The organism is Halorubrum sp. SP3 (assembly GCF_005435195.1).
In the GTDB taxonomy this organism is placed as follows: Archaea; Halobacteriota; Halobacteria; order Halobacteriales; family Haloferacaceae; genus Halorubrum; species Halorubrum sodomense.
Genome location: NZ_SGTU01000001.1, coordinates 209,453 through 233,371, shown reverse-complemented (window position 1 = coordinate 233,371; position 23,919 = coordinate 209,453). Strand labels below are relative to the sequence as shown.

Annotated in this window: 25 protein-coding genes; 13 read left to right on the top strand and 12 right to left on the bottom strand. The window is 69.7% G+C overall.

Going from position 1 to position 23,919, the window contains the following annotated elements; translation table 11 throughout:
* Positions 1 to 6 precede the first annotated feature (6 nt).
* From EXE42_RS01195 to EXE42_RS01190, 3 genes are all read left to right on the top strand, one after another.
* Positions 7 to 984 carry an aldo/keto reductase gene (locus EXE42_RS01195; protein ID WP_092919920.1) on the top strand — a complete coding sequence of 326 codons (978 nt, stop codon included), beginning with the start codon at positions 7 to 9 and terminating at the stop codon, positions 982 to 984.
* 94 nt (positions 985 to 1,078) lie between these two features.
* The gene (locus tag EXE42_RS19180) at positions 1,079 to 1,234 is read left to right on the top strand and encodes a hypothetical protein (protein WP_167603287.1); all 156 of its coding nucleotides are present in this window, start codon (positions 1,079 to 1,081) and stop codon (positions 1,232 to 1,234) included.
* Between the two features lie 103 nt (positions 1,235 to 1,337).
* Positions 1,338 to 1,787, top strand: coding sequence for a hypothetical protein (locus EXE42_RS01190; protein WP_092919921.1), 450 nt, complete (start codon positions 1,338 to 1,340; stop codon positions 1,785 to 1,787).
* A gap of 145 nt (positions 1,788 to 1,932) precedes the next feature.
* Here EXE42_RS01190 and EXE42_RS01185 read toward each other — a convergent pair whose 3' ends face one another.
* Positions 1,933 to 5,088 (bottom strand): adenosylcobalamin-dependent ribonucleoside-diphosphate reductase, encoded by a 3,156-nt coding sequence (locus EXE42_RS01185; RefSeq protein ID WP_137705742.1) that lies wholly within the window; start codon positions 5,086 to 5,088, stop codon positions 1,933 to 1,935.
* A gap of 423 nt (positions 5,089 to 5,511) precedes the next feature.
* Between EXE42_RS01185 and EXE42_RS01180 the strand changes: the two genes are divergently transcribed.
* Positions 5,512 to 5,754 (top strand): hypothetical protein, encoded by a 243-nt coding sequence (locus EXE42_RS01180; RefSeq protein ID WP_092919923.1) that lies wholly within the window; start codon positions 5,512 to 5,514, stop codon positions 5,752 to 5,754.
* A 25-nt stretch (positions 5,755 to 5,779) separates the two neighbouring features.
* Here the strand turns inward: EXE42_RS01180 and EXE42_RS01175 are convergent, their stop codons facing one another.
* Both EXE42_RS01175 and EXE42_RS01170 read right to left on the bottom strand, forming a co-directional pair.
* Positions 5,780 to 8,047: a CDC48 family AAA ATPase gene (locus tag EXE42_RS01175; RefSeq protein ID WP_137694545.1), complete on the bottom strand. Its 2,268-nt coding sequence runs from the start codon at positions 8,045 to 8,047 to the stop codon at positions 5,780 to 5,782.
* The gene (locus EXE42_RS01170; protein WP_092919925.1) at positions 8,044 to 8,295 is read right to left on the bottom strand and encodes an Hsp20/alpha crystallin family protein; all 252 of its coding nucleotides are present in this window, start codon (positions 8,293 to 8,295) and stop codon (positions 8,044 to 8,046) included. Before EXE42_RS01170 ends, EXE42_RS01175 begins: the two co-directional genes overlap by 4 nt.
* Before the next feature lie 201 nt (positions 8,296 to 8,496).
* Here EXE42_RS01170 and EXE42_RS01165 point away from each other — a divergent pair, with 201 nt between their 5' ends.
* From EXE42_RS01165 to EXE42_RS01150, 4 genes are all read left to right on the top strand, one after another.
* Complete coding sequence (locus tag EXE42_RS01165) at positions 8,497 to 9,267, top strand: alpha/beta fold hydrolase (protein ID WP_137705741.1); 771 nt, start codon at positions 8,497 to 8,499, stop codon at positions 9,265 to 9,267.
* A gap of 90 nt (positions 9,268 to 9,357) precedes the next feature.
* The gene (locus tag EXE42_RS01160; RefSeq protein WP_137705740.1) at positions 9,358 to 10,053 is read left to right on the top strand and encodes a DUF2391 family protein; all 696 of its coding nucleotides are present in this window, start codon (positions 9,358 to 9,360) and stop codon (positions 10,051 to 10,053) included.
* A gap of 98 nt (positions 10,054 to 10,151) precedes the next feature.
* Entirely contained in the window at positions 10,152 to 10,526 is a 375-nt protein-coding gene (locus EXE42_RS01155; protein ID WP_092919928.1) for an Hsp20/alpha crystallin family protein, read from the top strand.
* A gap of 3 nt (positions 10,527 to 10,529) precedes the next feature.
* Positions 10,530 to 12,203 carry an AarF/ABC1/UbiB kinase family protein gene (locus EXE42_RS01150; protein ID WP_092919929.1) on the top strand — a complete coding sequence of 558 codons (1,674 nt, stop codon included), beginning with the start codon at positions 10,530 to 10,532 and terminating at the stop codon, positions 12,201 to 12,203.
* Between the two features lie 17 nt (positions 12,204 to 12,220).
* Here EXE42_RS01150 and EXE42_RS01145 read toward each other — a convergent pair whose 3' ends face one another.
* The 4 genes from EXE42_RS01145 to EXE42_RS01130 all read right to left on the bottom strand — a co-directional run bounded on the left by EXE42_RS01145 (position 12,221) and on the right by EXE42_RS01130 (position 15,906).
* Positions 12,221 to 13,048: an FkbM family methyltransferase gene (locus tag EXE42_RS01145; protein WP_137705739.1), complete on the bottom strand. Its 828-nt coding sequence runs from the start codon at positions 13,046 to 13,048 to the stop codon at positions 12,221 to 12,223.
* A 7-nt stretch (positions 13,049 to 13,055) separates the two neighbouring features.
* Positions 13,056 to 14,204 (bottom strand): site-2 protease family protein, encoded by a 1,149-nt coding sequence (locus EXE42_RS01140; protein ID WP_092919931.1) that lies wholly within the window; start codon positions 14,202 to 14,204, stop codon positions 13,056 to 13,058.
* A gap of 211 nt (positions 14,205 to 14,415) precedes the next feature.
* Entirely contained in the window at positions 14,416 to 14,676 is a 261-nt protein-coding gene (locus EXE42_RS01135) for a hypothetical protein (RefSeq protein WP_004597322.1), read from the bottom strand.
* A 357-nt stretch (positions 14,677 to 15,033) separates the two neighbouring features.
* Positions 15,034 to 15,906: a molybdopterin synthase gene (locus EXE42_RS01130; protein WP_137705738.1), complete on the bottom strand. Its 873-nt coding sequence runs from the start codon at positions 15,904 to 15,906 to the stop codon at positions 15,034 to 15,036.
* 132 nt (positions 15,907 to 16,038) lie between these two features.
* On the opposite strand from EXE42_RS01130, the gene pyrH reads away from it, so the two are divergent.
* The 4 genes from pyrH to EXE42_RS01110 all read left to right on the top strand — a co-directional run bounded on the left by pyrH (position 16,039) and on the right by EXE42_RS01110 (position 19,808).
* Positions 16,039 to 16,758, top strand: a complete 720-nt coding sequence (pyrH, locus tag EXE42_RS01125; RefSeq protein WP_137694550.1) for a UMP kinase — start codon at positions 16,039 to 16,041, stop codon at positions 16,756 to 16,758.
* Positions 16,755 to 18,536, top strand: a complete 1,782-nt coding sequence (gene lysS, locus EXE42_RS01120; protein ID WP_137705737.1) for a lysine--tRNA ligase — start codon at positions 16,755 to 16,757, stop codon at positions 18,534 to 18,536. Before pyrH ends, lysS begins: the two co-directional genes overlap by 4 nt.
* On the top strand, positions 18,537 to 18,791 hold the full coding sequence (locus EXE42_RS01115) for a zinc ribbon domain-containing protein (RefSeq protein WP_092919935.1): 255 nt from the start codon (positions 18,537 to 18,539) through the stop codon (positions 18,789 to 18,791).
* A 105-nt stretch (positions 18,792 to 18,896) separates the two neighbouring features.
* Complete coding sequence (locus EXE42_RS01110; RefSeq protein ID WP_092919936.1) at positions 18,897 to 19,808, top strand: sensor histidine kinase KdpD; 912 nt, start codon at positions 18,897 to 18,899, stop codon at positions 19,806 to 19,808.
* Here the strand turns inward: EXE42_RS01110 and EXE42_RS20595 are convergent.
* The 4 genes from EXE42_RS20595 to EXE42_RS01095 all read right to left on the bottom strand — a co-directional run bounded on the left by EXE42_RS20595 (position 19,792) and on the right by EXE42_RS01095 (position 22,526).
* Entirely contained in the window at positions 19,792 to 19,926 is a 135-nt protein-coding gene (locus EXE42_RS20595) for a hypothetical protein (RefSeq protein ID WP_255510099.1), read from the bottom strand. The genes EXE42_RS01110 and EXE42_RS20595 overlap by 17 nt on opposite strands.
* Before the next feature lie 111 nt (positions 19,927 to 20,037).
* Complete coding sequence (locus EXE42_RS01105; RefSeq protein ID WP_137705736.1) at positions 20,038 to 20,337, bottom strand: DUF5808 domain-containing protein; 300 nt, start codon at positions 20,335 to 20,337, stop codon at positions 20,038 to 20,040.
* Positions 20,338 to 20,432: 95 nt separating this feature from the next.
* Positions 20,433 to 22,208: a bifunctional N(6)-L-threonylcarbamoyladenine synthase/serine/threonine protein kinase gene (locus tag EXE42_RS01100; RefSeq protein ID WP_137705735.1), complete on the bottom strand. Its 1,776-nt coding sequence runs from the start codon at positions 22,206 to 22,208 to the stop codon at positions 20,433 to 20,435.
* Positions 22,209 to 22,217: 9 nt separating this feature from the next.
* Positions 22,218 to 22,526 (bottom strand): 30S ribosomal protein S24e, encoded by a 309-nt coding sequence (locus EXE42_RS01095; RefSeq protein ID WP_092919939.1) that lies wholly within the window; start codon positions 22,524 to 22,526, stop codon positions 22,218 to 22,220.
* A gap of 149 nt (positions 22,527 to 22,675) precedes the next feature.
* On the opposite strand from EXE42_RS01095, the gene EXE42_RS01090 reads away from it, so the two are divergent.
* Positions 22,676 to 23,260 (top strand): hypothetical protein, encoded by a 585-nt coding sequence (locus tag EXE42_RS01090; protein WP_092919940.1) that lies wholly within the window; start codon positions 22,676 to 22,678, stop codon positions 23,258 to 23,260.
* A 17-nt stretch (positions 23,261 to 23,277) separates the two neighbouring features.
* On the opposite strand, the gene EXE42_RS01085 is transcribed toward EXE42_RS01090, so the two are convergent.
* On the bottom strand, positions 23,278 to 23,901 hold the full coding sequence (locus tag EXE42_RS01085) for a GTP-dependent dephospho-CoA kinase family protein (RefSeq protein WP_137694750.1): 624 nt from the start codon (positions 23,899 to 23,901) through the stop codon (positions 23,278 to 23,280).
* Positions 23,902 to 23,919: the final 18 nt, after the last annotated feature.

Sequence of the window (23,919 nt, the reverse complement as noted above, 5' to 3'; positions counted from 1 at the left end):
ACGAGTATGGAGTACACGACGCTCGGGAACACCGGTACCACCGTCTCGAAGATCTGTCTCGGCTGTATGAGCTTCGGCGACTCCGACTGGCGCGAGTGGGTCCTCGACGAGGAGGAGGGCAGGGAGCTCGTCGAGCGCGCGATCGACCTCGGCGTGAACTTCTTCGACACCGCCAACATGTACTCGAACGGCGAGAGCGAGCGCGTCCTCGGCGAGGCGCTCGACGGGTACGACCGCGACGAGTTCGTCGTCGCCACGAAGGGGTACTTCCAGATGGACGAGTCGAACCCGAACTCGGGCGGGCTCTCGCGGAAGGCGATCGAACAGGAGCTCGAAAACTCGCTCGACCGGCTCGGGACGGACACGATCGACCTCTACCAGATCCACCGCTGGGACGACGAGACGCCGATCGAGGAGACGCTCGCCGCGCTCGACGACGCGGTGCGGCGCGGCGACGTACGCTACATCGGCGCCTCGTCGATGTGGGCCCACCAGTTCGCGGAGTCGCTCCACGTCAGCGACCGCGAGGGATACGAGCGGTTCGCCACGATGCAGAACCACTACAACCTCGCCTACCGCGAGGAGGAACGGGAGATGCTTCCGCTGTGCGAGAAGGAGGGAGTCGGCGTGATGCCGTGGAGCCCCCTCGCGCGCGGGTACCTGACGCGCCCGCACGAGGACGTCGACGCGACCCTTCGAGGACGGACCGAAGACCACCTCTACGCCCATCCGTATCGCGAGGGCGGCGGCCGGGCGATCAACGAGCGCGTCGAGGAGCTCGCCGCCGAGAAGGGGGTCAAGATGGCGCAGATCGCGCTCGCGTGGCTGTTCCACAAGGACTCGGTCGACACGCCAATCGTCGGCACGACGAGCGTCGACCACCTCGAAGACGCGGTCGAGGCGCTCGATATCGACCTCTCTGATTCGGACATCGAGTGGCTCGAAGCGCCCTACGAACCGGTCCGCGTCTCCGGCCACGAATGAGGCCGGCGCGCGGACGGCCCGCGCTCGACGCCCTAAGTCGTGTTTTAGGGATATATCGGTAACCTATTTGTATGCTAAACAATAACAACCGCATATGAGTGACGACACCGACCGCTCCGCGGTCCGGTCGCGTACCGAGTACGCGCGCACCCGGACGCGCTGTCCGAACTGCGGTGACCGCGTACCGGCGGCCGGCGGCGACGGGGAGCCCGCGGAGTGTCCGAACTGCCACCGCATGGTTCGGACCTGACGCCGGCGGGGGAGAACCGGGCCGCCGCTCTCTCCCGACTTATAAACCCTCCGTCGCGGGCCCCACGGCAACCCTTTTCGGCCGCGCCGCCGAATCGTGGCCCATGCCAGACGACGATGTCACCGACCCCGAGAACGGCGAGGCCGGCGAACAGGGCGACTCCCCGGACGGCGACGACGGCGAAGAGAAGTCCTTCCGCGAGCGCGTCGAGGAGATTCGCGAGCGACGCGAGGAGGAGCGCGAGGAGGGCGACCGGCCCGACCCCGAAGAGATGATGGGCGGCGGCGGCCCGCCGGGAATGGGCGGCGGTGGCGGCGGCGGCAACCCCTTCGCGCAGATGATGTCCGGCATGATGGGCGGCGGCGGCCCCGGCGGCGCGGGCGGCCCGCCCGGCATGGGCGGCGGCGGTCCCGGCGCGCAGGGGGAGCAGGGCGGCCGCGGCGACGACGGCGGCAACGAGGAGCTCGTCCGCGAGGTGCGCCAGCTCCGCGACGAGGTCCGCGACGCGACCCGCCAGCTCCAGCGCATCGCGCAGGCGCTCGAAGACGACTGACTCGCCGGTCGCTCTCCGCGGCGGCTCCCTCCAGTTTTCCGACTCGAACAGCGGCGCGTCCGTCCGTCTCCCACGCAGCGATGAGCGCGCGTGACGGCATCCGCGTCCCGCAAAAAAACCGCGTCGTCGGTCGCTCGCTACCCGTCTAACACTCCGACCAGCCGCACGACTCGCACGTCTTGCAGCCCTCGGAGTAGTAGAGGTTCATGCCGCCGCAGTCGGGGCACTCGGGCGACTCGCCCGCCGCGATGAGCTCCTGCGTCGAGTCGTCGGCGCCGGCGGCGTCGTCCTTCGCCGCCGGACCGGAGCCGTCCGCGCTCGGGGCGTCGGTCGCCGGGCCGGCGTCGACCGCGCCGCCGTCGGTCTGACTCGGACGGCTCGCGCCCGACGCGGTCTCCTCGACGTCGTCGAGGCTCTGCTGTTGGGGGATCCCCTTGTCGACGTCGTCGTCGAGGTAGCGGCGCAGCGCCGTGCCGATCGCGTCCGGGATCGACTGGATCTGCTCGCCCTTGTCCCACGCGACCTTCGGGCTCCGGGTGCCCTGTAGCTCGTCGACGATCTCCTCGGGGTCGACGCCCGAGCGGAGCGCCGTCGAGATGACCTTCGCGAGCGCCTCGGTGAAGGAGTTGGTGTAGCCGCCGGAGTGACCGATGTTCGCGAACAGCTCGAACGGCAGGCCGTTGTCGTCTTCGTTGATCGTGACGTACAGCTTTCCGTAGCCCGTCTCGACGCGCTGTGTGACGCCGTTCAGAGAGTCGGGGCGGGGACTGCGCTCGCTGTAGTCGATACGAGGCTGCTCGCTGGCTTCGAGCAGGTCCGAAATCTCCGCGTCGATCGCCGCCTGGACGTCCTCGTTGTCGAGGAACGACTCGATGCCGCCGAACACCTCGCCGATCTGCTCGACGATCGCCTCGGCCGCCTCGCTCTCGTCGGCGAACTCCGTGTTCTTCGCGCGGGTCGTGAGCACCTGCTTCGAGCGGGTGCCGTCGCGGTAGACGGTGACGCCCTTGCCGCCGTGGTCGTAGATGTAGCGGTACACCTCTTCCATCTCCTCGGCGGTGGCGTCGTTCGGGAAGTTACACGTCTTCGAGATGGCGGAGTCGACGCCCTCCTGGCAGGCGCACTGGACCGCCGCGTGCTGCTTGCCCGAGAGGTCGCCGGTGACGACGAACAGCTCGCCGATGGCCTCCGGGACCGTCTCTAACCCGTCCACGCCGTCGAACTCGTTTTGCGCCATCTGCTCTTGGGCCTCCTGTTTGACGGCGTCGACGTCGACGTCGTTCGCCTCTAAGGTGCGCAGGAAGTAGTCGTCGAACTCGACGAGCATCTCGTCGCCCTGGACGTCGTCGGAGACGTTCTTGTAGAAGGCGACGTTGTAGATTGGCTCACAGCCGCCCGTCGTGTTCCCGATCATCGACGTCGTGCCCGTGGGCGCGATCGTCGTCGTGTTGTGGTTGCGGACCGGGAAGCCGTCCGCCCACTCGTCGGCGTCGAGGCCGGTGTAGTGCTCGAACCAGTCGCGGTACTCGGTGGGGTTCGCGTACTTCGAGTCCTCCCAGTCGTTGAACGTCCCGCGCTCCGTCGCGAGCTCGTGGGAGGTCTGTTTCGACGCGTGGTTGATGTGGGTCATCAGCTGGCGGGCGACCTCGTGGCCCGGCTCGGTGCCGTACTGGATCCCGAGCTGGATGTACAGCTGCGCGAGCCCCATGACCCCCAGCCCGATCTTCCGCATGTCGCGGACCTTCTCTTCGATCTTGTCGACCGGGAAGTCCGACATCGTCACGACGTTCTCGAGGAAGCGCGTGCCGTACTCGATCCGCTCGTCGAACTCCTCGAAGTCGATCGCCTCCTCGAGGAAGGCCTCGATCGCCGCCGCCTGTGAGTCGTACTCGTCGGCGTGTTCGTCCGACCAGACCCGCCAGTCCGGCGCGTCCTGCGACGCCAGCGTCGAGAGGTTGATGTGGCCGAGGTTACAGGCCTCGTACTCCTCCAACGGCTGCTCGCCGCAGGGGTTCGTCGCGAGGATCCGGTGGTCCGGGTGCTCCTCGACGTCGAAGGAGTGCTCTTTGTTCACCCGTTCGAGGTAGATGACGCCGGGCTCGCCGTTCTCGTGGGCGCCCTCGATCATGTCGTCCCAGAGCTCCTGCGCCGGGATCGAGAGCTCCTCGCCGACCTCGACATGCTCGCCGAGACCGAACATGTCGTAGATCTCCTTCGTCTCCGGCGTCGCGACGTGCGGCTCCTCCGTGCGCGGGTTCGTGAAGGTGAACTCCTCGTCGTTGTACAGCGCCTCCATGAAGTCGTCGGTGACGCCGACGCTGATGTTGAAGTTCGAGAGGTGGCCCTCGACCGCGTTCCGGAGGTGTTCGGGCACCTTCCCGTCCTCGTCGATGAGGTCGCGCGCCTCCTCCAGCGCGTCCGCGAAGGAGTTGTGCGTGAAGTCGTCGGGGTCGTTCAGGCGCAGCGAGTGCGCCAGCGAGATGTCCTTGTTCTTCGCGTGGATGAACTGGATCACGTCCGGGTGCGAGACGCGCATGACGCCCATCTGGGCGCCGCGCCGCGCGCCGCCCTGCGCGATCGTCTCGCACATCTGGTCGAACGTCCGCATGAACGTGATCGGGCCGGAGGCGATGCCGCCCGTCGAGCCGACGGCGTCGCCGTAGGGGCGGAGCTTCCAGAACGCGTACCCCATCCCGCCGCCGGACTGGAACACCTCGGCCGCCTCCTTAGCGGTCTGGTGGATGTCGGTGATGTCGTCGTCGGGGGAGTCGACGAAGCAGGCGGAGAGCTGCTGCAGCTCGTCGCCCGCGTTCATCAGCGTCGGGGAGTTCGGCATGAACGAAAGCGACTCCATCCCGTCGCGGAACGTCTCGGTGGTCGTCTCGACGTGGTCGCGGACGCCCTCGGGCAGTTCGGGAACGACCGTGTCGTACGCGAACTTGTTGACGTTGCGGGCGGTGAGCGTCGTCTCGACGTCGTCGTCGACCGTCGTCCCCGCGCCGAAGACCTCCTCGGCGAGCTCGTCTCGGCGCGGGTGGTCGGGCTTGACCTGGTCGGGCGTGACCGTGATCTCGACGCCCCGCTTTTCGGCCTCGAAGACCGCCTCCGCGAGCGCGACGTTGCGCGCGACGCGGTCGAACAGCTCCTCGGGATCTTCGATCGGCTCCCCGTCCGCGTTCTTCCGGAGGTAGCGCGCGGGCAGGATGTTGTGGTAGGCGTTGGCCGTGAGGCGCTCCTCCATGGTGTCGCCCGTGGTGCGTTTGATCGGCAGTTCGAGGTTGTCGGCGGTGACACCGCTCATTCGGCGGCCACCCCGCTCGGTTGGCGTGGAATATGGATCATCTGTAGTGTTGGTGTACTGGTGAGGCGGGCCCTTGTACGTTCGGATGTCGGGACCCGGCCGGCTTTACGTGTCCGATCTGCTATGTAACGTCGATGCGGCGCGTCTGACGTTGAATCCGGTACGTCGGTGAAGAACGGACTCTGTACACATAAGCGTAGGTAGACCGGAGTGAAACTGATCTCTGACCGAGCAAACCGCGGTACGAAGGCGGTTTCCCACCGGAACAGAAGGGGGGTTATTGGGCGGTGATTCCACCCGTGATACCGGGCACTAGCCGCCCTACGCTCGTCGCCTCGACGAGCACACGTCCGGAGTCGACGCGGTTCTTGCCGCAGACATATCAAGAATCAATAACCGGGATCAGTCTCGTCCCACAAGCTTATGCCCGGCGTCGCCGTGGCCCCGAATATGACCGCAACGTCGCTCGCACTCGCGGGGCTCGTCGCGCCGGCACAGGCCGCGCTGCTGGGCAGTCAGGTGGGGCAGCTGTTGGTGGCCCTCGTCGCCGTCGCGCTGATCATCGTCGTCGGCAAGTTCGTGTTGAAGCTCGCCTGGCGGCTGGTCACGATCGGTATCGTCCTCGTCGCGGCGTTCTACCTGCTGTCGACGCTCGGATTAATATAAAAAATCGTTCGGCCGCGCCGTCCGCTTACTGGAACGCGGCGCCCGGCTCGGCCTCGGTGCGGTCGACCTCGGACCGCTTGAACTGCTTTTCTATCTCCTCGTACCGCTCGCGCGTCTCGGGGGTGACGCTGGGGTTCACCTCGTTCAGCGCGTTCTCGAAGTGCGCCATCGTCACGCGGACGTTGCCGACGGACTCGCCGACCTCCTCGCGCGTGACGCTGCCGATGAACTCCCGGGAGGCGTTCATCGACGCCTCGCGGGCGACCGCCTCGATGTCGGCGCCCACGTACCCGTCGGTCTTGCGGGCCAGCGCGTCGAGGTCGACGTCGTCGGCCAGCGGCTTGTTCCGCGTGTGGACCTCGAAGATCCGGCGGCGCGCCGTCTCGTCGGGGACGGGCACGTGGACGTGCCGGTCCAGGCGCCCGGGGCGCAGCAGCGCCGAGTCGATGAGGTCCGGGCGGTTGGTCGTCGCGATGACGACCACGTCCTCCAGCGACTCGAGCCCGTCGAGCTCCGTCAGCAGCTGGGAGACGACGCGCTCGCCGACGCCGGAGTCGCCGGAGTTCTTGCCGCGCTCGGTCGCGATCGAGTCGATCTCGTCGAAGAACACGATCGTCGGCGCGTTCTCGCGGGCCTTGCTGAACACCTCGCGGACGCCCTTCTCGGACTCGCCCACGTACTTGTTCAGCAGCTCCGGCCCCTTGATCGAGATGAAGTTCGACTCGCTCTCGTTGGCGACCGCCTTCGCGAGCAGGGTCTTCCCCGTGCCCGGCGGGCCGTACATCAGGACGCCCTTCGCGGCCTGCATGTCCAGCTCCTCGAACACCTCGGGGTACTCCAGCGGCCACTGGATCGTCTCGCGGAGCCGCTCTTTGGTGTCCTCGAGGCCGCCCACGTCCTCCCAGGTGGTGTCGGGGACCTCGACGAACACCTCGCGGAGTGCGGAGGGTTCGATCCCCTTGATCGCCTCCTTGAAGTCCGACTCAGTCACCTGGATGGAGTTCAACACGTCGGCGTCGATCTCGTCGCTCTCGAGGTCTATCTCCGGGCGGATGCGCCGCAGCGCGTGCATCGCGGACTCCTTCGCGAGCGACTCGAGGTCGGCTCCGACGAAGCCGTGGGTGTTCTCGGCGTACTCGTCGAGGTCGACCCCCTCGGTCAGCGGCATGTTCCGCGTGTGGACTTGGAGGATCTCCTTGCGCCCGTCGCGGTCGGGGACGCCGACCTCGATCTCGCGGTCGAAGCGACCGCCCCGTCGGAGCGCCTGATCGATGGCGTCGACGCGGTTCGTCGCCCCGATGACGACGACCTCGCCGCGCTCTTCGAGCCCGTCCATCAGCGAGAGGAGCTGGGCCACGACGCGGCGTTCAACGTCGCCGCCGGCCTCCTCGCGCTTGGGCGCGATGGAGTCCAGCTCGTCCATGAAAATGATCGACGGCGACTCCTCGGACGCCTCCTCGAACACCTCGCGGAGCTGCTCTTCGCTCTCGCCGTAGTACTTCGACATGATCTCCGGGCCGGAGATCGTGTGGAAGTTCGCGTCGATCTCGTTGGCGACCGCCTTCGCGATCAGCGTCTTCCCCGTGCCCGGCGGGCCGTGGAGCAGGACGCCCTTCGGCGGGTCGATCCCGAGGCGCTTGAACAGCTCCGGGTGGCGCATCGGCAGCTCGATCATCTCGCGGACCTGCTCGAGCTCGTCGTCGAGCCCGCCGATGTCCTCGTAGGTGACGTCCGGCCCCTCGCCGGTCCCGCCCGCGGCCTCGCCGCGGTCGGCGATCTCCTCGGCGGAGATCTCGGAGATGCTGATCTCCGTCTCGTCGGTGATGACGACCGTGCCGCCGGGGCTCGTCTCGGCGATCTTCATCGGGACCGCCTGCGACTGACCGCCCATCAGCCCGAAGCCGAGCGACGTGCGGATGGTCTGTCCCTCCGTCACCGGCTGGCCGGAGAGCTTGTCGCGGATGAACGGGGCGATCTGGCCCCGCACCCGCAGCTGGCTCGGGAAGGCGATCGTGACCGCGTCCGCCCGCGAGACGTCCACGTCTTCGACGGTCACGCGGTCGTCGATCCCCACGTCGGCCTCCTGACGGAGCCGGCCGTCGATCCGGATCACGCCGGTGCCGTCGTCCTCGGGGTAGCCGGGCCAGACGCGGGCGATCGCCGCCCCGTCGGCGCCCTCGACGCGGACGATGTCCCCGCCGGAGAGCCCGAGCTCGTCGGCCGCGACGCGGTCGATCGCCGCGAGGCGCCGACCGGCGTCCTTCTGTTTCAGCGGCTTGACGGTGAGCTTCATCGCTCGCCCTCCACGGTGATCACGCCGTTGTTCACGGCCGCGGACGCGGCCGTTCCGGGCAGATCGAACTCCGATTCGACCGGCTCTTCCGGTCCCTCGACGACGACGATCGCCGTTTCACCGACGGTGTCGACGCTGACGTCCTCGTCGTCGACGCCGAGATCGGCGGCGACGATCCAGGCGTCGTCGTACTCGTACCGGCGCAGCAGCGCGCCGTCCCCAGTCGATCGGGTCTGTATGTGATTCATCCTAACTACGAGTTAATCGCGCAAGTATATAAATCTGTCCCTCAAAATCGCAAGACGTGAGTGATTCTCTTTCCTAACGGTAGTGTAGCGGTTCGAGCGATTCGGCCGCCGTCGCGCGGTCGGAGTCGCGGCGTCGGTCGGGCCGCCGAGCGCGCGACGGTCCCGCCGCCGTTTATTCCGATCGGCGCCGAACCGTCGGGTATGGAACGGGTCACTCACGACGGCCGCGAGACCGCGTACCGCCGCTTCGACCGCGGCGGTGACGGGCCGACGGTCTGTTTCGTCCACGGCAGCGGCGGCACGAAAGACGTCTGGAAGTCGCAGGCGCGGCTCGCCGACCGGTTCCCGGGCGTCGCCGTCGACCTCTCCGGGCACGGCGCCAGCGACGACGTCGCGACGCCCGCGGGCCCGGAGACCCTCGACGCGTACGCGGACGACGTCGTCGCCGTCGCGGAGGCGACGGACGCGGCCGCCCTCTGCGGGAACTCGCTCGGCGGCGCGGTCGCGTTGCGGATCGCCCTCGAGCACGACCTCGCGCTCGACGGGCTCATCCTCGCGGGCACGGGCGCGAAGCTCGCGGTGGCCGAGCCGCTCCGCGACGCGCTCGCGACCGACTTCGACCGGGCGGTCTCGCTGCTCCACGAGCCGGACCGGCTGTTCCGCGACGCGCCCGCCGAGTACGTCGAGCTCTCGGCGGCGGCGATGCGCGCGTGCGGGCGGGCGGTCACCGAACGGGACTTCCTGACGTGCCACCGCTTCGACGTGCGCGACCGCCTCGGCGAGGTCCAGGTCCCGGCGCTCGCGGTCGTGGGCGCGCGCGACGGGCTCACCCCGCCGGCGTACCACGAGTACCTCGCGACGGAGATCCCGGCGGGGGAGTGGACCGAGATACCGGACGCTGCCCACCTCGCGATGCTCGAACGCCCGGCCGCGTTCAACGAGGCGCTCGCGGCGTTCCTCGGTCGACTGTAGGCCGCCGCGGCGGCCGGGTCGACCGCCCTCTCCGCGCGCGGCGGCGGTCCCGAAGGTACCCTTTTAGGTCGCTCGCGCGTCGCGGGGGACATGGTCGACAGCGACGAACGGGACCCGAACACGGGTCGGGCGGACAGCTCCGGGGGGCGGACGGAGGCCGCAAGCCCCCCCGCGGAGCCCGACATCGACGACCTGCTCGCGAAGCTCGACGCCCTGCGCGACACCGTCGACGAGGGACACGAGCGCGAGAAGGTGCGACAGACCATCTCGCTCGTCGAGCGGATGCCCGGGACCGGCGCGCTCGCCGAGCGGATCACCAAGTACACCTCGCGGGACCTCGCGGAGTCGTTCGTCGGCGCGGTGCTGTTCGCGCTCCCCCTGCTCGTCGAGGGCGGCGTCTTCGAGATCGCGGCCTGGTTCGCGGCGACGACCGTCGCCGGCGTCCCGGTCCTCCTGATCGCGCACGTCGGGTTCATCTTCCTCGCGACCGCCGGGCTCCTCTACTTCGCTGACTTCCGACAGATCGCGATCAGACACCCGATCTTCGGTCTCATCCCCCGCCGGTACGCCGGCGTCCTCCTCGTCTCGCTGACCACGTCGGCGGCCATGCTGCTGTTCTGGGGCCGGCTTCACGAGGGTGACCCGACCGCGCTCGAACGGGTCGGCAGGGTCGCGGTCGTCTGGGCCGCGGCCGCGTTCGGCGCGGGGCTGGGCGACATCCTCCCCGGCGAATCGCAGGGCGAAGACCTCGGGAAGTTCGACCTCGACATCGGCGACGACGACTGATCCGCCGTCGCTGACCGCGGCCGATCGACCGTCTCGTGTCCCCCGACCGGACCCGCCCTTTCCACAGGTTTTTCGCCGCGGCGACCCTACCAACGGTTATGTCAGCCCTACGCGACGCGCTCCGCGATCTCCCGGACGCGGTGTTTGCGGACCTACTCGAGTCCGACGACGGGTACGTCCTCGTCGTCGACCTCCCGGGCGCGACCCCCGAGACGACCGAGGTGCTCGTCGAGGACGGGCGCATCGACATCGAGGGGCGCCGCGAGAAGGCCGTCCCCGACGGGTTCGAGTACGTCCGCGAGGACCGCCCGCTGTTCCTCGACGCGGAACTCCCGATCCCGAACGACGCCGACGGCGCGGGCGCCGACGCCGAGATCGACCGCGGCGTCCTCGAGATCTCGCTGCCCAAGCGCGCGAGCGAAGTCTCCCGGACCATCCCCGTCGACGGCGCGGACGACGAGGGCGACGCCTGACGGGTGGTCACGCTGGTCAACCTTCGCGCCTACTGGCGGTTCGTCGTCGTTCTCCGGCAGTTCTCGCCGCTCATCGTCGCCTACTGGCGTGACAGCCGCCGATACTTCCTGTTCGGCGGGAGCCGCGAGGTCGACGTCGAGACCCAGCGCGAGCGCGCCGCGGTGCTGCTCGACATCCTGCTCACGCTCGGCCCGACGTTCATCAAGCTCGGCCAGATCCTCTCGACGCGCCCCGACATCCTCCCGCCGGCGTACATCGACGTGCTGGAGGGGCTCCAAGACGACGTCCCGCCCGCGCCGTGGGAGGAGTCGAAGGCCGTCCTCGAAGACGAGTTCGGTCCGGTCGACCGGACGTTCGACGACTTCGACCGCGACCCGATAAGCGGCGCGAGCCTCGGCCAAGTGTACACCGCGAAGTACGAGGGCGACCCGGTCGCGGTGAAGGTGCGCCGCCCGGGGATCGAGTCGCTCGTCGAGGCCGACCTCCGGACGATCCGCTGGTCGATCCCGCTGATCAAGCGGTTCACCGGCGCCGGCAGAGCGTTCTCGCTGGAGAACCTCGCCGACGAGTTCGCGAAGACGATCCGCGAGGAGATGGACTACGACCGCGAGCGGACGATGCTCGAGGAGATCCGCGGCAACTTCGCGGACGAGGACCGGATCCGGATCCCGGAGACGTACGAGGCGGTCTCGGGGCCCCGGGTGCTCACCATGGAGTACGTGCCGGGCACGAAGATCAGCGACATCGACGCGCTCGACGAGGCGGGACACGACCGGACCGCGATCGCGGAGACGCTTCAGGAGGTGTACCTCCAGATGATCATCGAGGACGGCGTGTTCCACGCCGACCCGCACCCGGGAAACCTCGCCGTCGCGGACGACGGCACCGTGATCTTCTACGATTTCGGGATGGCGGGCCGAGTGGACCCGTTCATCCAAGAGAAGATCGTCGAGTTCTACGTCGCGGTCGCGCGCCAGGACATCGACGCCATCCTCGACACGCTGATCTCGATGGGAACGCTCTCGCCGGAGGCCGACCGCGAGGTGATGGGCAACGTGATGGAGCTGGCCATCGCCGACGCCAGCGGCGAGGACATCGAGCAGTACCAGGTGAACCAGATCATCGAGCAGGTGGAGTCGACCATCTACGAGTTCCCGCTGCGGCTCCCGCCGAACCTCGCCTTGGTCCTCCGCGTCGCCACCGTCGTCGAGGGGGTCTGCGTCACGCTCGACCCCGAGTTCGACTTCATCTCGACGGCGACCGACTACCTCCGCGAGGAGGGGTACTACGAACAGACCGCCCGCGACCTCGCGGAGGACGCCGGGAGACAGGTCCAGAAGACCACCGAGGCGCTGTTCACGGTTCCACCGAAGGCCGACGAGTTCCTCGACCGCGCCAACCGCGACGACCTGACGGTGAACGTCGTGTTGGAGGACGAGACGAAGGTCTTAGAGAAGCTGGCGATGCGGATCGCCTACTCGGTGCTGCTCGCGGTCGGCGTCCTCTCGGCGACGATCCTCTACTCGTTCGCGAACGACTGGCGGCTCGCGGCGGTCGTCCTCGTTCTGGCCGCGCCGCTCGCTATCGCCCTGTACCGGTCGTTCCGGAAGAAGCGCGGGCTCCGGGCCACGCCGCAGTTCACCCGACAGGGCATGAAACAGCGACGCGACGACTGAGGGCGGCCGCGCGCCGCTCACGCCTCGGGGGGCACGCCGTCCCGCGGCCGGCAGATCCACACGTCGTCCGCCTCCTCGACCGCGTAGCCCCGCGCGTCCAGCCACTCGCGCAGGTCGGCGGGCCCGGAGTCCGACGCGGTCTCCTCCGGCGAGTCCCCGCCCGCCGCTCCCGCCTCGTGGACCTCCACGACGAGCAGCGGTCGATGGGCCGCGAGCGTTTCCGTCGCGCCCCGGAGCGCCGCGGCCTCGTGCCCCTCGACGTCGACCTTGAACGCGTCCGGCGGCGGGACGGGGTCCACCTCGTCCGACCGCCCGTCGCCGGCTCCCTCGACGAGGTCGTCGAGCCGCCGGACCGGGACGGACTCCGTGCCCGCGACGCTCGCGCCCCACCTCGTCGCTGACTCGCGGTCGAACGCGGAGCACTTCGAGAACGTCGACCGGTAGAACGTCAGCGTCGCGCTCGCGTCCCCGAGGCCGACCCGCCTGAGATCGACCCGGCTGCCGACTCCGTTTCGCTCGGCGTTCCGGGCTAACCGATCCGCGCTCTCGCCGTTCGGTTCGAACGCGATCACTCGCCGGTCGGTGTCGCGCGCAAGCGGGATCGCGTGTTCGCCGGCGTGAGCGCCCGCGTCGAAGATCACCGCGTCGTTCGGAAGCCGGTCGAGCGCGGCCAGCCCGGGGTCGTCGCCGTGGGGGTTCGTCGGCTCGTAGCTCCAGTAGGTCCCCGCGACCGTCCGCTTCGGGGTCGCGACGCCGAGCGCGTACGTCAGGTCCGCGAGCCGGTACAGCGCCCGGAAGCCGAGGCGCTCGACTCGCGCGCGTATTCGGGAGAGGAGTCCGGCCATCGCGGCGTCACGCCCCGACGACCTGGATCGGCACGAGCAGGAAACAGAGCGCCCCGACGGCGAACGTGGCGGCGCCGACCGCGAGCCGAGGGAGCCCCAGCCGCTCCTCGTCGGTCGGATTCGCCGGGCCGTTGTACGCGATCACCGTCGCGAACACGCCCCAGAACGCCCACAGCCCGACCGACTCGTTCAGGCCGAGCCCCCGCCAGAAGTGGAGGTAGGCGGCGATACCGAACAGCGCGCCGGGGACGAGCGCCGCCACCGTCTCCTGTCGCGGCCCGAGCATCGCCCGGACCATGTGGCCGCCGTCGAGCTGGCCGACCGGCAGGAGGTTCAGGAGCGTGAAGAACATCCCGACCCACCCGCCGATCACGACCGGGTGGGCGGTGAGCGCCGAGTCGCCGTAGCTCGTTCGCTCGCCGAGAACCCGGGCGATGAGGTCCAAGAGCGGCGGATTGTTGAAACGGATCATCGTCCCGGACGCGTTCGCCAGTTCCGCGGGCACCCGGATCGGGTCGAGCGAGAGCCCGATCGCGGTCACGACGAGCGTCGCGATCAGTCCCGCGATCGGCCCCGCGGCGCCGATGTCGAAGAGGACCTTCCGCGAGGGCATTCGCCCCCGGATCCGGATCACCGCACCGAGCGTGCCGAACGGGAAGATGAAGGGGATGACGTACGGCAGCGAGACGGGGACGCCGTGGTAGCGCCCGGCGGCGTAGTGGCCGAGCTCGTGGGTCATTAGGACCCCGAGGACGGCGGCGGTGAACGGCCACGCCCGGAGCAGCGCCAGCGGGTTCGACTGGATCTCCGCGAGCGGGACGTAGTACCAGCCGTACGCGCCGACGAACAGCGTCGACAGCACGGTGGCCGCGAACATGGCGACGTTCACCCAGGGGATCCCGTCGCGGCCGCGGTCGAACGGCGTCGCGACGACGACGTGACCGCCGTCGACGACCTCGATGTCGACCTCGTAGCCCGCCTCTCGGAAGTGCGGGGTCAGCTTGCGTAACAGCGTTCGCTCCGGGACGTACGACTCGCCGCGGTACCGCACGCGACCGTCTTCGCGACGGACCTCGTCGATCCGGAAGAACGTCCGGAGCGGCTCCGGACGCGGCGCGCCGTCGCCGGCCGCCGCCGCGTCCTCGTGTTCAGGCATCGTCACGTCGTAACTGGTCGGCGAGTATAAACCCCGCGTCGGCGGGTGCGCGAACCGGAACCGAGAAACGGGGGGACCGGTCATTCGCTCGCCTCGGGCGGCGGACGCGTGTGCGGTCAGAAAGCGCGAGTCGGGGACCGAACCGCGGGATCCGGTGTGGCGGTGCGCGTCGCGGGCGGTGCTGCGAGCGTCGGTCGGCGGAACGGGGCCCTCAGGCGGGCTCGACGCGCCAGGTCGTCGCGCCCGTGTACGACCACTTCTCGACGGTGAGCTCCGTCGCGGAGTCGCGGAGCTTCACCATCAGGGCGCCGATCTCCTTCGGCGAGAGGTCGACGTCCTCCGAGATGAACTTCCCCTTGAAGTACATCTCACCGTCCTGCGCCCGGTCGAGCAGGTACTGCTTCAGCCGCTCTTCCTTGCTGCGGTCGTCGTTCGCGCTCGCGTTCGTGGAGGGATTCGCTGTCGCGCTCATGTACACCCCACGCTTGCTGCCGGAGGATGTTATAAAGGTAACACCGTTGGGCGACGTTCAGGGGGTTTCAGGGCGTTTCACTGATCCTACCGAGCTAAAACGTGTCTGACGGACTCTTTACAACGATTTCAAAACGTCGTAGATATTTTATAATCGAATCTGAGGGCGTTTCTGCCGCCGATAACTCGGTACGCGAGTAACCCGTCCCCGCCGCGCTCGTCGGACGATTAGCGGCAAAATATCCCGATTAACACCGCCTCGGAGCGCCGGCGCGCCCCTCGCGTCGGGCCGTCCGCGGTCGCGATCCGGGTCTCGAATCTCCGCGGCGCACCGACTCGGACTCTCTCCGCGGGCCGTTCAGTCCCGGCGGTGGACCCAGAACGTCTCCGACTCCGTCGCCTCCTTCTTGAATATCGGCACCTCGTCTTTCAGGCGGTCGATCCCGTCCTCGACCGTCCGGAACGCCTCCCGGCGGTGCCCGGCGAGGACGACGACGAACACGATGTCCTCGCCCGCCTCGATCACGCCGGTGCGGTGGTGCATCCGCACGTCGAAGACGCCGTCGCGCCCCGCGAGCTCCTCCGCGATGGCGTCCATCCGCTCCGCGGCGACTCCCTCGTACTTCTCGAACGCGAGGTGCGTCGTCCGGTCGTCGTCCGGGGCGTCGCGGGCGCGCACGCGCCCGGTGAACGTCGCGATCGCACCCGACCGGTCCGCGTCCGCAGACGCCTCGACGCGGTCCACCAGCGTCTCGCGGGTGATCCACGGCTCCGCCGCGTCGAGGTCGACGACGAGGTCGTCGAGGTCGACCGCGTCCGGGTGTTCCGCGGTCGCGAGGACCGTTCCCGGTACGCTTTCGGGATCCGGATCGGCGCCGAGGAGGACCGCCGACACGCGCAGTCGCGACTCCCCGACGGCTAGCAGATAGTCGTGATCCGGCGCGAGTCCGTCGAGCAGGTCGTCGAAGCCGTCGACGCTCCCTCGGCCGCTCCAGTTCCTGTCCGCGTCGAACGCGAGTTCGGTGTCGGCGTCCGGTCGCTGTACGGGGTCGGTGACTCCGCCGTCGACGACCCCGCCGTCGGCGGCCGGGTCGCTCCCGTCCGGCTCGCTCCGAGCCTCCCGGCCCGAACCGCCCTCCCGCTCGACGACGGCGACCCGGCCGTCGAGCCGCGCCGCGAGCCGGCGAGCCAGCTCCGGGGCCCCGTCGCCGACGATCGATATCGGTCGCATACCCGAGGGCGGGGCGCGACGGGCTTAGGCGTTTCCCGGTCGGCCCGTCGTCCCCGATCGGCGTCCCGGCGCCGGCTCGGTCGCGGCCGGGCTTGACAATCCTTAAGACCGCGACAGGGATACTCGTCGGCAATGAGAGTCGTCGTTTCCGTGGGCGGGAGCGTGCTCGCGCCGGACCTCGACCCCGAGCGCGTGGCCGCGTACGCCGAGGCGATCGAACGGCTGGCCGCCGCCGGCTGCGAGGTCGGGGTCGTCGTCGGCGGCGGCGGCGTCGCCCGCGAGTACATCCAGACGGCCCGCGACATCGGGGCCAACGAGGTCGAGCTCGACCGGCTCGGCATCGGGACGACCCGGCTCAACGCCCGGCTCCTGATCGCCGCGCTCGGCGACCACGCGAGCCTCGCGCCCGCGACCGACTACGAGGAGGCGGCGGCCGCCCTCCGCCGCGACGAGGTAGCGGTCATGGGCGGGGTGACGCCGGGACAGACCACCGACGCGGTCGCGGCCGCCTTCGCCGAGTCGGTCGACGCCGACCTGCTCGTCTACGCCACGAGCGCCGACGGCGTGTACGACGCCGACCCCAACGCCGACCCCGACGCGACCCAGTTCGCGTCGCTGTCGCCGGCCGAACTCGTCGAGGTCGTCCTCCCGATGAGCCGCGACGCCGGCGCGTCCGCGCCAGTCGACCTGCTCGCGGCGAAGCTGATCGACCGGGCCGGAATACGCTCGATCGTCCTCGACGGGACCGACCCGACCGCCGTCGTCGACGCCGTGTTGCGCGGCGACCACACGGGGACCGACGTGGTCCCGATCGACGGTGACGAACCGAGCGACTGGGCGGGGGAGCGATGAGCGCGGACGGCGCGGCCGACGAGCCGACCGAGTCCGGGACTGACGACGCGCCCGCCGCCGACTCCCCGCACATCCTCTCCGAGCAGTCCGCGCTCGGGGATGGACCGACCGGCGGGGGCGAGGGCGCGTCCGACGACCGGGAGGAGGCGGCCGACGGGTCCGCGGAGGCGTTCCACGCCTTCTGGGCGGACGTGGTCGCCGACGAGATCGAGGCGCGCGACCCCGAGGAACCGATCGTGATCAAGGGCGGCGTCTCCCCCTCCGGCGTCGCTCACCTCGGCAACTTCAACGAGATCATGCGCGGCTACTTCGTCGCCGAGGTGCTCCGCGATCGGGGCCGCGAGGTCCGGCAGGTGTTCACTTCCGACGACAAGGATCCCCTGCGGAAGGTGCCGCGGAAGCTGGCGAACGCGGACGGCGAGATCGTCGGGCTCGGCGAGGTCGACGCGGGCGCGCTCGGCCGCAACCTCGGGGTGCCGTACACGTCGATTCCGGACCCGTTCGGGGAGGCGGAGTCGTACGCGGCCCACTTCGCGGGGCTGCTGAAGGCCGACGCCGACCGCCTGAACGTCCCGGTCGAGATGCTCTCGAACACCGACCTGTACGCCGACGGCGCGTTCGACGACGCGGTCCGGACGGTCCTCGGTGACCTCGACCGCGTCCGGGACGTGCTCTCGCCGTATCAGGACAAGGTCGACGACGAGTACGTCCCCTTCAACCCGGTCTGTGAGGCGTGCGGGAAGATTACGGAGACGGTGACGGGGATCGACCTCGAAAGCGAGACCGTCGACTACGTCTGTACCGACATGGACGCCGGCGGCAACACCATCGAGGGCTGCGGCCACGAGGGCACCGCGACGTTCCGCGAGGGGAAGCTCCCGTGGCGGCTGGAGTGGCCCGCCCAGTGGGGCGTCCTCGGGGTCGATTTCGAGCCGTTCGGGAAGGACCACGCGGAGGGGTCGTGGCCCTCGGGCGTCGACGTCGCGCGGAACGTCTTCGGCGAGGAGCCGCCCGTGCCGATGGTGTACGAGTGGTTCACGCTCAACGGCGAGGCGTTCTCCTCCTCCGAGGGGAACGTCGTCACGGTGCAGGAGCTGTTAGAGCTGCTCGAGCCCGCGGTGTTGCGCTACTTCTTCGCGCTCCACCCGAAGAAGGCCCGCGACCTCGATATCGGGCGGCTCGACCAGTTGGTCGACCGGTTCGACCGGTTCGAGCGCGCCTACTTCGGCGAGGTCGACGACCCGGACCTCACCGCCTTCGCCGAGCGCGCCTACCCGTTCGTCGTCGGGCGCGCGGACGACCCGCCGACCGAGAAGCCGATCCGGCTCCCGTACACGTTCGCGGCGGTCCTCGGCATGGTCGACGACCCCGACTTCCGCGAGCGGCTCGCCCGCGACGAGGGGCACATCCCCGAGGACGCCTCCCCCGAGGCGGTCGACGCCGCGCTCGCCCGCGTGGACCAGGCTCGAAACTGGGCCGAGCGGACCGAAAACGAGTACGACTACCGCCTTCAGACCGACCTCCCGGCGGTCGAGTTCGACGACGAGGTCGCGGCCGCGCTCGACGACCTCGCGGAGTTCGTCGCCGCGGGCCACGACGGCGAGGCGATTCAGGGGGCGATGTACGAGACCGCCCGCGACCACGACGTCGAGGTGAGCGAGTTCTTCGCGGCGGGCTACCGGCTGTTCTTCGACGACACGCAGGGGCCGCGGCTCGGGGAGTTCCTCGGCGAACTGGAGCGCGACTACGTCGTCGACCGGCTCCGCCGGGAGGCGTAGATGCCGGAGGACCGTTCCCTCGACGACTTCGCCGAGGCGGACGACGCCAGCGGCGAGGCGCCGACGGACGGGTCGGTCGGCGCTGACGGCGATACCACGGAGTCCGGTCCCGACGATTCCGACGAAGTCGAGCCCGCGACCGCCACCTCGACGTGGCACGGCGACGGCGCGGCGTGTGCCGAGTGCGGTCAGCGGGTCGAGCGTCGCTGGCGCGACGGCGACGACTTCGTCTGTGCCGACTGCGCCTCGTGGTGAGTCCGACATCGGCGCTCCAGCGGAGTCCGGCGGTCAAAATTTAAGCCATCGGCCGTCGAGGTGTTCAGCGAGAGGAAAATCCGTCGGATGTTGAGTTAAATATAAATGAAGGATATCTCGGAACACCTCTACGGACGGTCGGCGGCAGCGATCACGGCGGTGTACGTCCTCGTCGGGGCGCTGCTCGCGGTGGGCATCGACTTCGCCGTCGCGTCCGCGGGCGGATCCGCGGCCGTCTGGACCCCGACGCGTCTCGTCAGTGACTGGCTGCTCGTCGCCGGCTCCGGCGGACTGCTTTACGGCGCGGTCACGCACCACCGGAACCGGGCGGAGACCGCTCGACGGGACCTCGAAACCTCCAACCAGCAGCTCCAGGTGTTGAGCCGCGTGTTCCGGCACAACGTCCGCAACGACCTCAACGTGATTCAGGGGTACACCGACCTGCTGTCCGATCGGGTCGACGACGAGCGGAGCCGACAGTGCCTGGAGACGATCCGGGAGACCACCGACGACGTCGTCGCCATCAGCGAGAAACTCCGGGTGATCGAGGACGCGTCGCCCGAGCGTCCGGACGGTCACGTCGACCTCGTCGCCGCGGTCCACGAGGCGATCGGGGTCGTCGACGCCGAGGGCGCCGCGGTCACCGTCGAGACGCCCTCGGAGGCGTGGATCCGTGCGGACGACTCCGTGGAGTTCCCGATCCGCGAGGTGTTCGAGAACGCGGTCACCCACAACGACGGTTCGACCCGCCGCGTGGAGGCGACGATCCGCGAGAACGGAACGACCACCTGTCTGGAGGTCACCGACAACGGACCGGGGATCCCGCCGGACGAGCGCGCGGTGTTACAGGCCGAAGAGGAGACGCCGCTCTCGCACGCGAGCAGCATCGGGCTGTGGCTCGTCAAGTGGATGTGTGAGACGCAGGGCGGCACCGTCCGGTTCGAGACGGACGACGACGGCACCACGGTCCGCCTCCGGTTCGAGTCGGCGGGCCAGCCGGCTAGTCCAACTCGGTGATCGTCACGGCGTACACCGCGCCGCAGTTCCCGCATTCGACGTGGACCCCGCGGCTGGTCTCGCCGCGGGTGAACTCGGAGATCTCCTCCGAACACGAGCACTCGAACTGGACTTCCATTACCGGACGTATGTACTTCTGATATTTAAAAGAAACCGACGAGGAATCACCGCTGAAACTCGGTTCCCGTGCTATCACGGCCCACGGATTCCGGCCCGGTCGCCGGCGCCGTCAGTCGTCGTCGACGATCACTTCGACGGGGCCGTCGTCGTCCTCCGTGGCCTCCTCGTCGGCGTCGCCGGCCGGGGCGCCCCTGGCGGACTGCTGCTGGTAGTAGAGCCCGCCCGCGACCGCGAGGACGATCCACGACCGCCAGTTGGCGAGGTTCAGGGTGTAGCCGATGCCGAACGGCTTCTCGACGAGCATTCCCTTGTCGGGCTGCCAGTACGACGAAAGCAGCCGCCCGAGGCTCGGACGCTCGAAGTTGTACGGAACCCCGAGGATCTCTCCGGACGACGGTTTGTCTGCCATACCCGTTCCTCTGTCCGCCGGCACCATAAATCGTGGCGCAATCGCTCTCCGATTTCGCCGCGGAGCCCGACTGCCGTCGTCGACCGCGACCGTCGTCAGCGATAGCGACCGCGGTCCGCCACGTCTCGAAGCCGGTCGAGGACCTCGCCGTCGCCGGCCGCGTCGTATCCGGCCTCGAACGCCGCTATCAGCGGCTCCGGATCGGTCGCGGTCGCTCGGATCGACCCCTCGAACACGTGGAGGTCCATCGCGTGGTCCTCGACGTGCCCGGTGTGGTAGCCGAGCCCGAAGTCGATGAGGTACGTCTCCGGCGTCGCCTCCGGCCCTCCCACGGACCGCCCCACCTTCTCGCCGCCGGGCGACACCCGCACGTTCCGAGTGGTCGGGTCGCCGTGGACGATCCCGGCGCCGTGAAGCCGTGCGAGGTAGCGGCCGACCGCCTCGATCGGGCGCTCGTCGAGGGCGGCCGCGAGGTCGCGCTCCCCGACGTACCCGAGGGTCAGCGTCGCGTCTGAGAGGTCGACGTCGTACACGAGCGGGGTCGGGACCCCCGCGCGCCGCGCCTCGCTCGTCAGCCGCGCCTCCGCGACGGTCCGGTCGCGCCTGAGCGTCCGGTCCAGTTCCGGGTGTCGGTACGCCTTCTCCACGCGCCGCTTGATCACGCGGCGCTCGTCGCCGGTCCCGGTGACCGTGACGGTCGCCTCCGCGCCGCGGCGGTCCGCCTCCGGGTCGCGCTCGGCACCGTCCGGTTCGCTCCCCCCGCGTTCCCGTGCCACCGACTCGCCCGACCGCCACGTCACCGGCACCTGATCCGGCCGGAAGTCCGGGTCGACCCTCGACTCCGCGATCGGGATCGTGTCTCCGGAAGCGGCCATCTTCGCGCCCAACACGGCGATCATGCCGGCGTTGTCGCGGAGGAAGCGCGGCTCCGGCGCGTGGAATTCGGCGCCGCGGGCCTCGCACATCGCGGCCAGCATCTCGCGGAGCCGGTCGTTCTGCGCGACGCCGCCGCCCAACACGAGTTCGTCGGCGCCCGTCAGCGACAGCGCGCGCTCCGACACCTCCGTGAGCATCGCGAAGACGTGTTCTTGGAGCGAAAAGCAGATCTCCTCGACGGGGACGCCGTCGTCCGCGGCGTCGTTGGCGGCCGAGCTGATTCCGGAAAAGGAGAAGTCCATCCCCTTGACGACGTACGGCAGATCGAGGAGGTCGGCGGCGGCGACCGAGCCGGAATTTCCGTTCCCGTCCCCGTCTCTGCTCCCGTCTCCGTCCCCGTCTCTGCTCCCGTCCCCGCGTCCGCCCGCGGCCGCCGCGAACTCCGCGGCCGCCGCCTCCACCTTCGGTCCGCCGGGGTGGCTCCACCCGACGTGGCGGGTGAACTTATCGAGCGCGTTGCCCACGCCGGCGTCCATCGTCTCACCGAGCACGCGGTATCGACCGTCGTGGTAGCCGAGCAGGTGCGCGTTCGCCCCCGAGGCGTTCAGACACACGGGGTTGTCGAAGCCGGAGCGGTGGCGACCGATCTCTAAGTGCGCCACCATGTGGTTGACGCCGACGAGCGGCACCGACAGCGTCCCGGCGAGTGCCCGCGCCGCTGTCCCGACGATTCGGAGGCAGGGCCCGAGTCCCGGGCCGCGAGAGAAGGCGACCGCGTCGACCGCGTTCGGGCCGTATTCCGCCTCGGCCGCGGTCAACACGTCGTCGACGACTTCGGGGATCGCCTCCGACATGTGTTCGGCGGCCTCTCGCGGGTGAATGCCGCCGCTGTCCGGTTCGTATGGGTCGGATTCGATGAGAACTGCGTCGGTCTCGGCGTCGTACAGCGCGGCGCTCGCGCACCACGCGGTACCCTCGATGCCGAGAACGCGCATCCGGCGGCGTTAGGCCTCTTCGGCGTCCGCGTCGGCCTCGTCGCCGATCTTGTTGCGTTCGAGCATGTGGTCCTGCTCGACGTCCAGCGCGTCGGCGGCCGAGTCGTACACCTTCGCGTAGCCGACCGTCTTGCGCATCCCGAACTTCGTGTCGAGCTCGTGGACGACGACCTCCTCGGAGTCCTTGTCGAGCTTGGCCGCCAGCGAGTCGCGGACCGACAGCCGCGAGGGAGTGGCCTCCTCGTGCGTCGTCTCGAAACGGATGTCCGTTCGGTGCAACATCGGGTTCTCGTCCTCGGAGATGATATCGACGTCCATGGTTCAGTTGGGCGTATATCCCCCCGAAAGCTGTAAAAGGATTTCGAAGCGGGGGTGTCGCCGCCGAACCGTCCGCCGACCGTCGACCGAACGCCCCGTTCGGCGTCAGGGTTTCACTTCTCCGGGCCGTGGGTTGCGTTACGACGTGGATGTCCGACGACCCCCGATTCGACCCGACCGAGCGCTCGGAGTACGAGCTCACCAGGTCGGCCAACGTCATCGTCCCGATGCCGCCGCTCCGAAAGGCTCGGATCTGCGGCGCGCTGGCGCTCCTCGGCTCGCTCGCCGCCCCGGTCGTCGCGACCCTCCCCGCGGCCGTCCGGGAGGCGAACTTCGCGGGGCCGCCGGTCACGACCTCTCTCGGCGTCGCGGCCGTCGCGCTCGCCGGCACCGTCGCGGCCGGCCTCGCCGGCCTCGGGCTCGTCGCGCTCCACCGGCGCCTCGCGCGCGGCCCCGAGCCGACGGACGACGCGGTCTGGTCGTTCCTCGCGATGGAGGACGCGCTCACGGGGGTCGGGTTCGTCACCGGCGGCCTCGGTGTCGGCGTCGGCCTCGCCCTGCTGGCGAGTGGGCACTGGGGCGTCGAGGCGCTCGCCGGGCTCCGGCGCAGCGGCGTCGAGCCGTACCTCTCCGTCTCGACGGTCCCGGTGACGCCGCGGCTGGTGACCGGGGTCGGGCTGGTGGCCGGGCTCGCCGTCCTCGCGGCGACCGTCGTCGCCGTCGACCGCGAGTGACGCCGACCGGCCGTCCCCTACCCCCCGTCGCCGTCGTCGAACCCGTCCGGGTCGACGCCGAGAACGTCGTACGCGGCCGCCGTGTCGCCTGCCAGCCCCTCGAACAGGTCCCGCGCCCGCCGACGGGCCTCGGACGTGACCGCGACCCGGACCATCCCCTCGCCGGGCTGGCCGTAGACGACCGTCGACCCGAGCGGCGCCGCCAGCATCGCCGGCAGCGCCGCCAGGTCCTCCTCGCCGGCCACCTCGATCGTCACCGGCTCGTCCGTCGCGAGCGCCTCGGCGAGCGCGCCGAGCAGCGCCGCCGACAGCGCGGCAGCCGGGTTCCCGACGGGAATGCGCCGCTCCTCCGTGGCCGCGAGCGCGGTCTCGATCTCCTCGCGAACCGCCTCGCGCTCCGTCTTCCCGTCGACCAGCGCGACGTCCGGGACGCGACCGGCCTCCCGGAGGTGGTAGGTGACCACGTCGCCGACCGCGATCAGCTGTGGGGGCCCCTCCTCCGGCGAGCCGTGTCGCTCGCGGGTCTCGTCGACGCCATCTAGAAGGGCGGCGGCGTCCGTCGTCACCGGTCCCAGCGGCTCCTTGAATGCGTCGCGCAGCGATTCGGGCAGCGTGACAAGCGGGTCAGGTGCGTCGGTCATCGGTTCCTCCGGCGTCGC